The following is a 13,454-nucleotide window of genomic DNA, read 5'->3' on the forward strand; positions in this document are numbered from 1 at the left end:
GTTATACCCGGCAAGGGGTATTTTAACACCGTCAGCGAGTCCGGCTGGGTCGCTTGCAGGGGCAGGTTGAGTTGCTGCATCAAGTAGTTCCGGGCTTATAGAAGCTTTCTAACCGCGCCGCCACAGCCACAATCGTACCGCAGCAATTCGCGAGCCAAAAATTCTGATGCGCTACCCCAAGATTTACTTAGGGTTCTCCTGGTGGCTCCGTTGAGGGCTTCGACGCGCGGCGAGATGCGGCTCTCCGGCAGCGGCGTCATCTGCGTACGCGGCGGCCGCAAGGTCTTTGCCGGGCTCGATTTCGAGGCAACGTCCGGCGAAGCGGTGGCGGTCGTGGGCCGCAACGGATCGGGCAAGACGTCGCTGCTGCGGCTGATCGCGGGGCTGCTCATTCCGGCCGGCGGAACGATTGCGCTGGCGGGGGGCGACGGCGAGCTGACGCTTGCCGAGCAGTGCCACTATCTCGGCCATCGCGACGCCCTGAAGCCGGCGCTGAGCGTGGCGGAAAATGTGTCATTCTGGGCTGATTTCCTGGGCGGAGAGCGGTTTGACGCGGCCGACAGCCTCGCCGCCGTTGGCCTCGACCACGCCGCCCATCTGCCCGCCGCCTTCCTGTCGGCCGGCCAGCGCCGCCGGCTGTCGCTGGCCCGCCTGCTCACGGTCCGCCGCCCGGTCTGGCTGCTGGACGAGCCGACCACGGCGCTGGACGTCGCCGGCCAGGACATGTTCGGCGGCCTGATGCGCGACCACCTCGCCAGCGGTGGCCTGATCATCGCCGCCACCCACGCGCCGCTGGGGATCGAGGCGCGCGAGCTGCGGATCGGGGGTGCGGCATGAGACGGCACGACCCTCAGCTTTCCAAGCGGCCGGGCCCCGCACCATCCGTTCCCTCCCCCGCTGAAGCCTGGGCGAAGGCGGACGCAGGGGAGGGGGCGCTCCGGGCTCCCTCGCCTCTCCCGCTTGCGGGAGAGGTCGGCGCGCAGCGCCGGGTGAGGGTTCTTTCCTCTGGGGGAGTCTTCTTTGTCGAGACACCCTCTCCCCAACCCTCCCCCGCAAGCGGGGGAGGGAGCGCACCGCCCTTGGGGCTTGATGGGAGCCCCCCATGACCGCCCTCGCCGCCCTCATTCGCCGGGACATCCGGATCGCGGTCCGCGTCGGCGGCGGGGCGCTCATTGGCGTGCTGTTCTTCCTGACCGTCGTGGTGCTGATGCCGTTCGCGGTCGGCCCGGACCTGGCGCTGCTGGCGCGGCTGGGGCCGGCGATCCTGTGGCTGGGCGCGCTGCTGGCGAGCCTGCTCACGCTGGACCGGCTGTTCATGGCCGACCATGAGGACGGCTCGCTCGACCTGATCACGATGAGCCGGACGCCGTTGGAACTGGCCTGTGCCGCCAAGGCGCTGGCGCATTGGCTGGCTGCGGGCCTGCCGCTGATCGTCGCAACACCGGTGCTGGGCCTGCTGCTCAACCTGGACATGGTCGCAACCGGCGCGGTGGCGCTGACGCTGCTCGCGGGCACCCCGGCCCTGACCTTCACCGGCATGATCGGCGCCGCGCTGGCGGTGACGCTGCATCGCGGCGGGCTGTTGATGGCGGTTCTGGTGCTGCCGCTGTCAATTCCCGTGCTGATCTTCGGCGTTGCAGCTTCGCAAGCCGCAATCACAGGACCGTTGTCATTTGGCGCGCCGTTCTCGATCCTCTGCGCGCTGTCGCTGGTCAGCCTCGTGGTCGGTCCCTTCGCGGCGGCGGCAAGCCTGAGGCACGGCCTTGATTGAGCTTGACCCCGATCAATTTTCGCTGCGCCCTTTCGTGCTGATTGCGTGAGCAGTCACCGGTGATTATCAGGATACCATGACGCTGACCGATCTCGCCAATCCGACGCGGTTCCTTGCGCTGACAGCGCGGCTGTTGCCGTGGCTTGCGGCCGCGACAATCGTCCTGCTCGCCATTGGCCTCTATCAGTCCGCCACCGCGCCCGACGACTATCAGCAGGGCGCGACCGTGAAGATCATGTTCATCCACGTGCCCAATGCCTGGCTGTCGATGTTCGTGTGGGGCGTGATGAGCATCGCCTCGCTCGGCACGCTGGTGTGGCGGCATCCGCTCGCCGACGTCGCCGCGAAAGCGGCCGCACCGATCGGCGCCGCCTTCACCTTCCTCGCGCTGCTCACGGGATCGCTGTGGGGCCGGCCGATGTGGGGCACCTATTGGGAATGGGATGCGCGGCTGACCTCGGTGCTGATCCTGTTCCTGATGTATCTCGGCCTGATGGCGCTGTGGCGCGCGGTCGACGATCCCTCGCGCGCGGCGCGCGCCGCGGCGGTGCTGACCCTGGTCGGCGCGATCAACCTGCCCATCATCAAGTTCTCGGTCGACTGGTGGAACACGCTGCACCAGCCGGCCTCGGTGATGCGCATGGGCGGCTCCTCGCTCGACCGTTCTTTTCTTATCCCACTTCTCGTGATGGCGATCGCGTTCACGCTGCTGTTCGTCACGCTGCATCTGGCGGCGATGCGCAACGAGATCCTGCGCCGCCGTGTCCGCTCGCTTCAGATGATGCAGGCGAGCCGCATCGCGTTTTCGAGCGAAATGGGCGCCGGCTCGCGTGACGACGGCGCGTCGAAGGAAGCTGGGGCCGCATGATGATGTCACTCGGCCCCTACGCGTCCTTCATCGTGTCGTCCTATGCCGCCGTGGCCATCGTGGTGGCGATCCTGATCGGCTGGATCGTGCTCGACCACCGCAGCCAGACCCGGCGCCTGCGCGAGCTCGATCGCAGCGGCATCACCCGCCGCTCGGGCCGCAGCGCGACGGATATGTCATGAGCGATCAATCGACCCCCGCGACGCCGCAGCGACGCACCTTCCTGATGGTGCTGCCGCTGATCGCCTTCATCGTCCTTGCGCTGCTGTTCTGGTTCCGGCTCGGCAGCGGCGATCCCTCGCGCATCCCCTCCGCGCTGATCGGCCGGCCGGCGCCGCAGACCATGCTGCCGCCGCTCGATGGATTGCAGGACAACGGCGCGCAGGTGCCGGGCCTCGATCCGGCGGCGTTCATGGGCAAGGTCAGCCTGGTCAATGTCTGGGCGTCCTGGTGCGTGCCCTGTCACGACGAGGCGCCGCTCCTGACCGAACTGGCCAAAGACAAGCGCTTCCAGATCATCGGCATCAACTACAAGGATGCAGCGGACAACGCGCGGCGCTTCCTCGGCCGCTACGGCAATCCGTTCGGCCGCGTCGGCACCGACGCCAATGGCCGCGCCTCGATCGAGTGGGGAGTGTACGGCGTGCCCGAGACGTTCGTGGTCGGACGCGACGGCACCATCGTCTACAAGCTGGTGGGGCCGATCACGCCGGATAATTTGCGAACGGTGCTGCTGCCGCAGCTGGACAAGGCCTTGAAGTAGAAAAGCTCGTCAGCCTCGTCATGGCGAGGCCAATCGTGCACCCGCCTGTTTCGGTCATGCCCCGCAAAGCCAGGGGCATGACCATGTTGACGGCGCGGCTTACGCCACGGCTTCCTTGGACTTCTCCGCGCGCTTGCGCTCGTTCGGGTCGAGGTGCTTCTTGCGCAGGCGGATCGACTTCGGCGTGACCTCGACGAGCTCGTCGTCCTCGATATAGGCCAGCGCCTTTTCCAGGGTCATGCGGATCGGCGGGGTCAGGCGCACCGCTTCGTCCTTCGAGGTGGTGCGGATGTTGGTGAGCTGCTTGCCCTTGAGCACGTTGATCTCGAGATCGTTGTCGCGGGTGTGCTCGCCGACGATCATGCCCTTGTAGACCTTCCAGCCCGGCTCGATCATCATCGGGCCGCGATCCTCCAGCTTGAACATGGCGTAGGCCACGGCCTCGCCCTGGTCGTTGGAGATCAGCACGCCGTTGCGGCGGCCCTGGATCTCGCCCTTGTACGGCGCGTAGCCGTGGAACAGGCGGTTCATGATCGCGGTGCCGCGGGTGTCGGTGAGCAGTTCGCCCTGATAGCCGATCAGGCCGCGGGTCGGCGCGTAGAACACCAGGCGCAGGCGGTTGCCGCCGGACGGCTTCATCTCGACCAGCTCGGACTTGCGCTCGCTCATCTTCTGCACGACGACGCCGGAATGCTCCTCGTCGACGTCGATCACGACTTCCTCGATCGGCTCCATGGCGGCGCCGGTGGCTTCGTCCTTCTGGTACACGACGCGCGGGCGCGACACCGAGAGCTCGAAGCCCTCGCGGCGCATGGTCTCGATCAGGATCGCGAGCTGCAATTCGCCGCGGCCCGAGACTTCCATCGCGTCCTTGTCGGCGGCTTCGACGACGCGCAGCGCGACGTTGCCTTCGGCTTCGCGCAGCAGACGGTCGCGGATCATGCGGCTCGTCACCTTGTCGCCTTCAGTGCCGGCGAGCGGGGAGTTGTTGACGATGAACGACATCGACACGGTCGGCGGGTCGATCGGCTGTGCCGGCAGCGGCACCTCGACGCTCGGATCGCAGAAGGTGTCGGCGACCGTACCCTTGGTCAGGCCCGCGATGGCGACGATGTCACCGGCTTCGGCTTCCTCGAGCGGCGTGCGCTCGAGACCGCGGAACGCGAGAATCTTGGTGATACGCCCGGTCTCGACCAGCTTGCCGTCGGCATGCAGCACCTTGACCTGCTGGTTCGGCTTGAGCACGCCGGAGGAGATGCGGCCGGTGATGATGCGGCCGAGATAGGGGTTGGCCTCCAGGATGGTGCCGATCATCCGGAACGGGCCCTCCTCGACCGTGGGCGGCGCGACGTGGCGCAGGATCAGGTCGAACAGCGGCTCCATGCCCTTGTCCTGCGGACCCTCGGGGCTCTCGGCCATCCAGCCCTGCTTGGCCGACCCGTAGAGGATCGGGAAGTCGAGCTGCTCCTCGCTGGCATCGAGCGCCGCGAACAGGTCGAACACCTCGTTGATGACTTCGGTCGGGCGCGCGTCGGGGCGGTCGACCTTGTTGATGACGACGATCGGCTTGAGGCCGACCTTGAGCGCCTTCGAGACCACGAACTTGGTCTGCGGCAGCGGGCCTTCGGCGGCGTCGACCAGCACCAGCGCGCCGTCCACCATGTTGAGGATGCGCTCGACCTCGCCGCCGAAATCGGCGTGGCCGGGGGTGTCGACGATGTTGACGCGGGTGTCCTTCCACTGCACCGAGGCCGCCTTGGCCAGAATGGTGATGCCGCGCTCACGCTCCAGGTCGTTGGAGTCCATGGCGCGATCGGTCACCTTCTGGTTCTCGCGGAACGTGCCGGACTGCTGGAGGAGTTTGTCGACCAGGGTCGTCTTGCCGTGGTCGACGTGGGCGATGATGGCGACGTTGCGGAGATTCATGAGTGAGCTTCTTTGCGGTCGGACAATGGGTTAAGCGCGATCTCGCCGGTCAAGCCGGGACCTCTTCACAGACAACGCTGGAAACGTGGAAAACGGGGCCTGCTACGCCCAAAAAGGAAGCCCGGCCATATCGACCGGGCACCCTACGCGTTTGCGGCGCAATATAAGCAAAAACCGCCAAAAAACAATGCGTTCTTTCGCGGTTGGTTGACTGAATTTTGTCCGGGAATTCCCGGGGCTTAGGGCCGATCCAGGGCTTATCGGGGGCGCCGCCCCCGGCCGGGCTGCAAAATGACCGCCAGATCAGCCTTGCGCCGAGCTGAGGTCCGCGTCCTCGGTCGGATAGACCCCCCGCAATACCTCCTCGAAGTGCATCTTCACGGCGTCATTGCAGAGGCAGGCGCGTTGCCGCAGGCCGTCGCGGTTGCGGACCAGGATCGAGCCGCGCCGCGTTTCGAGGACGCCCTCCGCCTTGAACGATTGCAGCACGCGGCTCGCATAACTGCGGCCGACGCCGAGCAATGTCGCGAGCTGCTCATGCGTCAGCGGCACGCTGCTCTCGTCACCGGTCCGCTCCATCGCCGCCAAAATCCATTTGGCTGTGCGCTGCTCGATCGAGTGGATGGCGTTGCAGGCGGTCGACTGGAAGATCTGCGCCAGCATGCAATCGGCATAACGCACGAAAACGTGCCTTAACGAGACCGAACGCTGCTTGGCCGCTTCCAGCTTGCCGACGTGAATGCGCGCGAACGGCCCGCCGAACTTCACGCAGATGCGGGTATAGGCCGGCAAGAATCCCTCGCTGACGATGCCGCCCACCGCGCCTTCGCGGCCGACCAGGATGGTCTCGACGTCGCGGCCGTCCTCGTTGGGAACGAGAAAGGTCGCAAGCGCAGGCCCGCAGGGAAAGTGGACCACCTGGACGTTGTCGCCGGGATTGTAGAGCAGTTCGTTCGCCGCGGTGTTTTCGACCATGACGTGGGGCGCAAGCAGCGCGTAGTCCGCCTGGCTCAAGCGCCGCAGCAGATTGTTGGCCGGCCGGCTGTCGACCTCGGTGGCCTTGCTGGTACGCACGTCCATCGTGAACTCCTCATCCGCCCCCCACATTAGCGAGTTCCGTCCAGACCCTGTGTGCACAAGTGGACAGACTGGAGAACGGCGATGTGGTGGGTTTCGTTCCGGGAACCCTCCGCGCTGGGCGCRGGCATCGCGGCGCGGCTGTCCCGACCGGAAAACCCTCATGCTTCAAAACGAGATCATGGCCCCCGCTTTACCCGACGGCTCCGATTGCCCTGCCGACGTCCTGATCGTCGAGGACGATCCGATCATCGCGATCGACTTCGAGGATCGCCTGCTCGGATTTGGTGTGAAGAGCGTGCGCACGGTGGGCTCGGTGGCGCAGGCGCTGGCCGCGATCACAGCACGCGCACCCGACTTCGCGCTGCTCGACGTCGAGCTCAGTCGCGAGAAAAGCTTTGCGGTCGCCGAACGGCTGGCGGCGCTGCAAATTCCCTTCGTCTTCGTCACCGGCTACGGCGCCGAGACACGGATCGCGCCCGAATTCGTCAACCGGCCGCGTCTGCAAAAGCCATGCTCGAGCGACGCGCTCGAGGCCGCGCTACGGTCGCGCGGCGGCTGATGCCGCTCAAGCGAGCCTGGGATCGAGCGTGGTCGACCACAGCGCAACGTCGGCGCGGTCGCGCAGGGTCACGGTCATCTGGCCCGAGGCGCCGTCGATCTTGACGTGACCGAAGAACTGCATGCCGGCGGAGGGCGGCAGGTTCTGGTTGTCTTTCCCCGGCGCCTTGACGAAGCGCACCTCCGGCCCAAAGGTGTTGTCGAGCGCGTTCGGACCGAAAGTGCCCGCGTGCAGCGGACCCGACACGAATTCCCAGAACGGCTCGAAGTCCTGGAACTGTGCCTTGTTCGGGTCGTAGTAATGCGCGGCGGCGTAGTGCACGTCCGCCGTCAGCCACACCGTGTTGCTGATCGGCGCCATCTTGATGAAGCGCAGGATGTCGGCGATCTCGAATTCGCGGCCTCGCACCGGCCCGTCGCCTTGCGCAATAGCTTCCGAGCCGCCTTTCGGCGTGTCTGATACGATCAAGCTGAGCGGCATGTCGGAGGCGATCACCTTCCAGGTCGCGCGCGAATTGAGCAGGCCGCGCTTGAGCCACGCGATCTGGTCCGGACCGAGGAAGTAGCTGCCGGGGCCGTATTCGGTTTCCAGATTGGCGCCGTTCGGGCCGCGATAGCTGCGTTCGTCGAGCACGAACACGTCGAGATGCGGGCCGTGGGAGATCTGGCGATAGACCCGGCCGGACTCGACGATGCTTTCGCGCATCGGATACATCTCGTGAAACGCGCGGCCCGCGCGGGCCGCGAGCAGCGTGATGTCGCGCACCTTGTAGGACGCCGGCAGCTCCTTCGACAGCGACCAGTTGTTGGTCACCTCGTGATCGTCCCACTGCACGAAGATCGGCACCTCGGCATTGAAGGCGCGGAGATTGTCGTCGGTGAGATTGTATTTGTGCGCGGCGCGGTACTCGTCGAGCGTCTCGGCGACCTTGGCCTTCTCCGGGATCGTGACGTTCTTCCAGATCTTGCCGTCGGGGAGTTTCACCTCGGATGCAATCGGGCCGTCGGCATAGATCGTGTCGCCGGAATGCAGGAAGAAATCCGGACGGTGCTTGCGCATCGCCGAGAAGGTGAACATGCCGCCGTCGTCGGGATTGATGCCCCAGCCTTGTCCCGCGACATCGCCGCCCCAGACGAAGCTGACGTCGCCGCGGTCGGCCGGCGCGGTGCGGAAGCGGCCGGTCACGGGCTCGCCCTCGATCGCGGTATGCGAGAGATCGCGGAAGCGGACGCGGTAGAAGATGTCCTGGCCACTGGGAAGATTCTCGAGCAGCATCTTTGCGGTGAAGTCGCTTTCCGGCAGCGCCGCGATCGGCGGCAGCGCCCGCGCGCCCTTGAACGATTCCGTCGTCGCCACCTCGACCAGCATCTGCGCGGGCCGGTCGGCGCGCGCCCAGACCACGCCGCCGTCGACGGTGACGTCGCCGGACTGCACGCCATGGGTGACGGCCGGCCGGTCGGCCGCGCGCGAGAGATGAGGCATCGCGATCGCGCCGAGCGCACCGGCGCTGGTGGTGAGGAAGCGGCGGCGGGAGACTTTGATCTTCATGGCGGGTTCGCTAGTTGGCTGTCTTGCGCGCATCTTGCGCCATCATTCCGGGATGGTCTGAGGGACCAGATCCGAAATTTCGAGATTCCGGGTTCGATGCTGACGCATCGCCCCGGAATGACGGTCGAAGCTATATTGTGACAATGTGACGCAGCGATTACGCGCGCAAGCGCTCAGGCGTTGCCGGCGGCCCTGAATTGCGCACCGGCGCGCTGCAGGTTCTGCGGCATGCTGAACAGCACCGCCTTGCGGTCGGCGACCGCGACGTGGAACTGGTCGAGCACGATGTTGAAGGCGGTGAGTGCACCTTCCTCGATGGCGCCGTGATCGTAGCAGCGCAGCGTGTCGCGCAGGATCTCGTCGGCCTCGGTCTGCATCTGGTCGAGCTCTTCGGTCGTCTCGCTCTTGCGTGCCGCCGCGATCATGTCGAAAAGCCGCTCGCGCAGATGGCTGTTGTTGTCGCGCTCGTCCTTCTTCAGATAGCCCGCGAACCACGCGCCGATCGAGCCCATGGCCGAGAGCCCCATCAGGCTCCACCAGATGTAGTCGCTGTATTTGTCGAGGAAGGTCTTTTCCTCGCCGTCGACGAAGGCGGCGGCACCCGGATGCACGGGGATCACGGCATCCTTGTCGGTATCGGGCGTTTCGATCTTGGCGGCGAGCGGGAATTCCGTCACCAGCTGCTGGCGCACGGCGAAGAGCTGCCGCGTGAACGCCGCGACGGTGGTCTCCGACAGGCCTTTGCGTGCCACGATGTGATGGGAGAAGCTGATCGTCTTGACCTCGTCGTCGGGACGGTCGGGCGAGCCGCCATACGTGCCCGCGGGGATCTCAGACGCTTCATAGACGGGATGGTTCTGCGCGATCGCATCCGCCGAATCGATGGCGAGGAACGTTGGCGTGCCGAAATCCTTGGCGGAAGCGGCGATCGCATCCGACGTGATCTTGCTGTTGACGGGGCCGGCCGCGAGATAGGCATCGACCTTCTGGGCCTTGATTGCCTCGGCGGCCTCATTGGCCGGGAATTGTATGATCTCGACCTTGGCGGGATCGACGCCGTATTGCTGGAGGATCACCTTGAGCAGGTTGACGTTGGCCTGCGTGCGGCCGACCACGCCGACGCGATGGCCGGCGAGCTGCGCGATCTTGGTGATCTTCGCGCCCTTCTTCTTACCCTTGCCGGGGACGGACCACAGCACCACGACGTTCTTGCGCAGGGTCGCAACCGCTTGCGCATTCTTCGGCACGTCGAGATCGCCGCGCACGATGGCGAGATCGGCCTTGCCCTCTGCGAGAGCCTCGGCGCTGGCGGTGGCGCCGTCGGTCTGGACCGGACGCAGCCGCACATAGCTCTTGTTCTGTGCGAAGGCCTGGGCCAGCGCCTGCACGACCTTGACGTCATCGCTGTTGGCGGGGCCGACCGCGATCTTCAGCATCACCGGCCGCATGGCAAAGTAGTAGCCGCCGACAAGCGCGCCGACGATCGCGAGCACGAGCGCGAGAGTCACGAGCGCGGTCTTCCGCGCCGCGGATCGCGGCGAAGGCGGAGTGGGCGCTTCGGCCAGGTCCAATCCCCCGGTCATCGATCTCCCAAACAGGCGCTTGAGGCTCAGTTTCATCTTGGCCGGCGATTTACGCCCGCAATTGTAGCAAATTTCTTGTCCGGCGGGGTTACATCTCCGTCATGGTTAGCGGATGGGGCAAATCCCGCATGAACCCGGGCGTAAGCACGGTGTTAGGGTAAAGTTCCCCTGAAGCACGGAGACGATCATGGCAGAACGGCTGACGATGGAGGCGCGCAAGCAGGCGCTGGGCGGAATACCGGGCTGGACCGAGGTTTCGGGCCGCGACGCCATCGGGAAGACCTTTGTCTTCAAGGATTTCAACGAGGCCTTCGGCTTCATGACCCGCGCCGCGCTGGTCGCCGAGAAGATGGATCACCACCCCGAATGGCGCAATGTCTACAAGACCGTCGAGGTGGTGCTTTCGACCCATGACGCCGGCGGCGTCACGGCGCTCGACATCGAGCTCGCCAAGGCGATGAACGCCATCGCCAAGCTTACACCGGGCTGACATCTTGCAGGCAGGGGCCGCATCCCCATCTTGTGATCAGCACCGGATGCGGCGTTCCGCCGCGCCGGGCTGAACCGGGAGTTTGGAAGCATGGCCGCCGAACACAGTGTCGGCTTCGAGCCGGCCGATCGGCTGGCGGAAGATCGCGAGAGCGTGCGACGCCGCTTCTGGCGCAAGCTGAAGCGTGTCGCCGCGCAACTGCCGTTCGCGGAAGATCTGCTCGCCGCCTATTACTGCGCCTTCGACAGGCAGACGCCGCGCCACGTCCAGGCGTCGCTGCTCGGTGCCATCGCCTATTTCATCCTGCCGTTCGATTTCGTTCCCGACGTGATGCCGATCCTCGGCTTCACCGACGACGCCGCCGTGCTCGCCACCGCCATTCGCATGGTTGCCAGCCACATCACGACCGAGCACCGCGAAGCCGCCCGCACCGCGCTGAAGCGCGGCGTGGATGAGGCGGAAGCCGAAGCCGCGCAGTAGCGTGGCGTCACACACTCCGCTGTCATTCCCCGCCACCGGGTCTCGCCTTCGGCGAGCCCGATGACAGGCTCCGGCGGGGAATCCAGTACGCCGCGGCCTCTCGATTCAATCACTGGCGTCATGGAGTACTGGATCGCCCGGTCAAACCGGGCGATGACAGCGAGCGTGTGGATGGCTGCTCGCTACTTCTTCTCCGCCTGCGCCCGCGCCTTCTCCGCGTCCCAGGCCTGGAATTGCCTGAACAGCGTTTCCTTGTCCGCGTCGGACACTTTCGCGCCCGCGGCGTTCTGCTTCAGGAACGCCTCGAAGCGCTGCTGCGTCACCGGCTCGACGCCGTGCTTGTCGAGCCATTGCTGCGCCACCGGCAACCTGTTCCAGCCGGACAGGGGCGCCGCGAGCGAGACCTCCTTCCACTTGGGATGGAAGGGCGGGTTCTGCAGCGCGGGGAATTTCGTGAAGAACGCGTCCACGAACAGCGCGAGCTTGCGATAGCGCTCGGTGTTCGGCGCCCAGTTGTAGGCCGCAAGCACCGCGGGCACCGCGATCGTGTCCACGCTCTCGCCGTCCTTGATCAGGTTCGGATAGTCCTTCGGCGTCAGCGTCGCCGGCAGGTAGTCGCTCTGGAGCGGCTTGGCATAGTCGACCTTCGCAAGATGGAAGCGGCCGTCATTGCCGAAGGTCGAGACCGACTTGTACGGCTTGCCGCCGACCACGATGACGGCGTCGATCTCGCCGGCCTTCAGCTTCTCCATCGCGATACGCTGCTCGACATAGACGAATTTCGCCTTGATCCCGAGCCGTTCGAACACGGTGAGGGCGGTGACGAAGGTGCCGCCGTTCGGCAGGTCCACGCTCACCGTCTTGCCTTCGAGATCTTTCAATGTCGCGACCGATTTCGGCGCGATCACCTGCATCTCTTCGTTGTAGAGCTTGGTCACATAGGTGAACTGCCGCTTGATGTCCTTGGCAAAACCCTTGCGTTCAAGATAGTCGAGCGTATCGGCCCGCACGACGCCGAGATCGACGCCTTGCAGGAACAGGATGTCGGCGACGCTCTGCACCGAGCCGCGGCCGACGATCGGCAGCACGCGGATCTTGTTGCCGTCGTCGAGCACGGAGGCGAGGTCGGCGCCGAATTGCACATAGGTGCCGCCGATCGTGCCGGTGATCAGCGTGACGGTGTTGGCGTTCAGCGACTGCTTGGTCGAGGTCGAGCCGAACTGGAAGATGGCCTTCAGGCCGTCCGAGACCTTGGCCGGATCGTATTCGGTCTGGTCGGCGCGGGCCGCGAAGGCACAGATCGTCATGACGGCGGCAAGCGCCATTTTCAAAGCGTTACGCATGATGTCCTCTGAAGCGTTCTAGTTCTGAAACTGGGCGAGGCGCTGGCGCGCCTCCGCCGATCCGAGTGCCGCGGCCTTTTGATACCAGTCGCGCGCGGCGGTCACGTCGGCGGCGATGCGCCGCGCGTCGCTGGTGCCCAATACGGCCGGGTCATAGGTCTGCGCCAGCAGATGGGCGGCCGTCGCATCCCGTGCATTGGCTGCGCGTTCGAGCAGCAGGCGCGCCGCAACGATATCGCCGACCGTGAGCAGGCTCTTCGCGCGCGCCATCAGCCCGGCCAGCGTGTCGGCGTCGAGTGTCTTCTCGAGCGTCTTGGCGGGCGGAGGGGGCGGAGGCTGCGCCGCGACAGGCACGGGCGCCTGCACGGGTGCTTGTACAGGTCCTTGTACAGGTCCTTGGGCCTGCAGCGCGGTCTGATAGGCGCTCGCGATCGCTTCGCGGCTCGGCGTCGACGGTGCACGGAGATCCTGCGCGTCAGCGCTCGCCAGCCTTGTGCCGGTCACGCGCGCCGGATCCTTGCCCGGGGTCTGCGGTACCGCCGGCGCGTTGGCCGGCGCCATGTTGGTCGATGCTATGGCCTGGTCGAGCACGACGCCCGCCAAGCCACCGGCATCGGCGGCGAAGATGCCGCGAAGGTCGGACTGAAACAGCGCGGCCAGAATGGCCAGGGTGGATGCCACCAGAACGGCTGCGAGAACGCCCGCCAGAACGCGCGGGACGGTTCTGACCCGGGGGCGCAACTCCGGCGGCGTGAATTCGCCTGGGTCCGGCGCACCGAGCGGATCGGACAGGAACAGTGGAATTGGATCGTCCGGTGACAGATCGACCCGTGCGGCGCGCGCACGGATATAGGACGCGACGGGCGGATGTGATGCAGCTTGATCGGAATCGAACGCCCTCGATTCCCTGGACGGACGGTACCCCGTCGTCTCCATGGTGATGCTCCCCATAACTGACGCAACGCAGGGGCAATCCCGGCTTCAGTCTTTTTGTTATTGTCCAGAAGTTCCCCGCAAACTGGAGCCGGTAAATCGCCGTTTGA

The 13,454-nt window shown here is 65.8% G+C and carries 14 protein-coding genes; 8 read left to right on the forward strand and 6 right to left on the reverse strand.

All coding sequences use genetic code 11. The features are described 5' to 3' along the window. Positions 1–234: 234 nt before the first annotated feature. From ccmA to ACXJMY_RS18620, 5 genes are all read left to right on the forward strand, one after another. Entirely contained in the window at positions 235–837 is a 603-nt protein-coding gene (ccmA, locus tag ACXJMY_RS18600) for a heme ABC exporter ATP-binding protein CcmA (protein WP_456620879.1), read from the forward strand. A gap of 265 nt (positions 838–1,102) precedes the next feature. Further along, complete coding sequence (gene ccmB / locus ACXJMY_RS18605) at positions 1,103–1,771, forward strand: heme exporter protein CcmB (RefSeq protein ID WP_456620791.1); 669 nt, start codon at positions 1,103–1,105, stop codon at positions 1,769–1,771. Positions 1,772–1,847: 76 nt separating this feature from the next. Beyond that, positions 1,848–2,639, forward strand: coding sequence for a heme ABC transporter permease (locus ACXJMY_RS18610; RefSeq protein WP_456620792.1), 792 nt, complete (start codon positions 1,848–1,850; stop codon positions 2,637–2,639). After that, the gene (gene ccmD / locus ACXJMY_RS18615) at positions 2,636–2,821 is read left to right on the forward strand and encodes a heme exporter protein CcmD (protein WP_456620793.1); all 186 of its coding nucleotides are present in this window, start codon (positions 2,636–2,638) and stop codon (positions 2,819–2,821) included. The genes ACXJMY_RS18610 and ccmD overlap by 4 nt, the downstream gene beginning before the upstream one ends. After that, positions 2,818–3,402, forward strand: a complete 585-nt coding sequence (locus ACXJMY_RS18620) for a DsbE family thiol:disulfide interchange protein (RefSeq protein ID WP_456620794.1) — start codon at positions 2,818–2,820, stop codon at positions 3,400–3,402. Before ccmD ends, ACXJMY_RS18620 begins: the two co-directional genes overlap by 4 nt. Before the next feature lie 99 nt (positions 3,403–3,501). On the opposite strand, the gene typA is transcribed toward ACXJMY_RS18620, so the two are convergent. After that, a complete protein-coding gene (gene typA / locus ACXJMY_RS18625) occupies positions 3,502–5,328 on the reverse strand; it encodes a translational GTPase TypA (RefSeq protein WP_135178564.1) in 1,827 nt (608 codons plus the stop codon). A 303-nt stretch (positions 5,329–5,631) separates the two neighbouring features. Further along, a complete protein-coding gene (locus ACXJMY_RS18630; RefSeq protein WP_456620795.1) occupies positions 5,632–6,408 on the reverse strand; it encodes a Crp/Fnr family transcriptional regulator in 777 nt (258 codons plus the stop codon). A gap of 160 nt (positions 6,409–6,568) precedes the next feature. Between ACXJMY_RS18630 and ACXJMY_RS18635 the strand changes: the two genes are divergently transcribed. Continuing rightward, a complete protein-coding gene (locus tag ACXJMY_RS18635) occupies positions 6,569–6,967 on the forward strand; it encodes a response regulator (protein ID WP_456620796.1) in 399 nt (132 codons plus the stop codon). Positions 6,968–6,973: 6 nt separating this feature from the next. Here ACXJMY_RS18635 and ACXJMY_RS18640 read toward each other — a convergent pair whose 3' ends face one another. Together ACXJMY_RS18640 and ACXJMY_RS18645 are read right to left on the reverse strand one after the other, a co-directional pair. Beyond that, positions 6,974–8,515 carry an alkaline phosphatase D family protein gene (locus tag ACXJMY_RS18640; protein ID WP_456620797.1) on the reverse strand — a complete coding sequence of 514 codons (1,542 nt, stop codon included), beginning with the start codon at positions 8,513–8,515 and terminating at the stop codon, positions 6,974–6,976. A 173-nt stretch (positions 8,516–8,688) separates the two neighbouring features. After that, a complete protein-coding gene (locus ACXJMY_RS18645; RefSeq protein WP_456620798.1) occupies positions 8,689–10,134 on the reverse strand; it encodes a TAXI family TRAP transporter solute-binding subunit in 1,446 nt (481 codons plus the stop codon). A gap of 151 nt (positions 10,135–10,285) precedes the next feature. Here ACXJMY_RS18645 and ACXJMY_RS18650 point away from each other — a divergent pair, with 151 nt between their 5' ends. Together ACXJMY_RS18650 and ACXJMY_RS18655 are read left to right on the forward strand one after the other, a co-directional pair. After that, entirely contained in the window at positions 10,286–10,588 is a 303-nt protein-coding gene (locus tag ACXJMY_RS18650; protein WP_456620799.1) for a 4a-hydroxytetrahydrobiopterin dehydratase, read from the forward strand. 90 nt (positions 10,589–10,678) lie between these two features. Continuing rightward, the gene (locus ACXJMY_RS18655; RefSeq protein ID WP_456620800.1) at positions 10,679–11,068 is read left to right on the forward strand and encodes a YkvA family protein; all 390 of its coding nucleotides are present in this window, start codon (positions 10,679–10,681) and stop codon (positions 11,066–11,068) included. 182 nt (positions 11,069–11,250) lie between these two features. Here the strand turns inward: ACXJMY_RS18655 and ACXJMY_RS18660 are convergent, their stop codons facing one another. Together ACXJMY_RS18660 and ACXJMY_RS18665 are read right to left on the reverse strand one after the other, a co-directional pair. Beyond that, the gene (locus ACXJMY_RS18660) at positions 11,251–12,411 is read right to left on the reverse strand and encodes a TAXI family TRAP transporter solute-binding subunit (RefSeq protein ID WP_456620801.1); all 1,161 of its coding nucleotides are present in this window, start codon (positions 12,409–12,411) and stop codon (positions 11,251–11,253) included. Between the two features lie 18 nt (positions 12,412–12,429). Then, positions 12,430–13,347, reverse strand: coding sequence for a hypothetical protein (locus ACXJMY_RS18665; protein ID WP_456620802.1), 918 nt, complete (start codon positions 13,345–13,347; stop codon positions 12,430–12,432). Positions 13,348–13,454 lie beyond the last annotated feature (107 nt).

It is taken from the genome of Bradyrhizobium sp. P5_C12, assembly GCF_054049735.1.

What these genes read in the sequence shown, in the direction of transcription:
- ccmA (WP_456620879.1), top strand. Translation starts at nt 235, where the DNA reads ATGCGGCTCTCCGGCAGCGGCGTCATCTGCGTACGCGGCGGCCGCAAG.
- ccmB (WP_456620791.1), top strand. Translation starts at nt 1,103, where the DNA reads ATGACCGCCCTCGCCGCCCTCATTCGCCGGGACATCCGGATCGCGGTC.
- ACXJMY_RS18610 (WP_456620792.1), top strand. Translation starts at nt 1,848, where the DNA reads ATGACGCTGACCGATCTCGCCAATCCGACGCGGTTCCTTGCGCTGACA.
- ccmD (WP_456620793.1), top strand. Translation starts at nt 2,636, where the DNA reads ATGATGATGTCACTCGGCCCCTACGCGTCCTTCATCGTGTCGTCCTAT.
- ACXJMY_RS18620 (WP_456620794.1), top strand. Translation starts at nt 2,818, where the DNA reads ATGAGCGATCAATCGACCCCCGCGACGCCGCAGCGACGCACCTTCCTG.
- typA (WP_135178564.1), bottom strand. Translation starts at nt 5,328, where the DNA reads ATGAATCTCCGCAACGTCGCCATCATCGCCCACGTCGACCACGGCAAG.
- ACXJMY_RS18630 (WP_456620795.1), bottom strand. Translation starts at nt 6,408, where the DNA reads ATGGACGTGCGTACCAGCAAGGCCACCGAGGTCGACAGCCGGCCGGCC.
- ACXJMY_RS18635 (WP_456620796.1), top strand. Translation starts at nt 6,569, where the DNA reads ATGCTTCAAAACGAGATCATGGCCCCCGCTTTACCCGACGGCTCCGAT.
- ACXJMY_RS18640 (WP_456620797.1), bottom strand. Translation starts at nt 8,515, where the DNA reads ATGAAGATCAAAGTCTCCCGCCGCCGCTTCCTCACCACCAGCGCCGGT.
- ACXJMY_RS18645 (WP_456620798.1), bottom strand. Translation starts at nt 10,134, where the DNA reads ATGAAACTGAGCCTCAAGCGCCTGTTTGGGAGATCGATGACCGGGGGA.
- ACXJMY_RS18650 (WP_456620799.1), top strand. Translation starts at nt 10,286, where the DNA reads ATGGCAGAACGGCTGACGATGGAGGCGCGCAAGCAGGCGCTGGGCGGA.
- ACXJMY_RS18655 (WP_456620800.1), top strand. Translation starts at nt 10,679, where the DNA reads ATGGCCGCCGAACACAGTGTCGGCTTCGAGCCGGCCGATCGGCTGGCG.
- ACXJMY_RS18660 (WP_456620801.1), bottom strand. Translation starts at nt 12,411, where the DNA reads ATGCGTAACGCTTTGAAAATGGCGCTTGCCGCCGTCATGACGATCTGT.
- ACXJMY_RS18665 (WP_456620802.1), bottom strand. Translation starts at nt 13,347, where the DNA reads ATGGAGACGACGGGGTACCGTCCGTCCAGGGAATCGAGGGCGTTCGAT.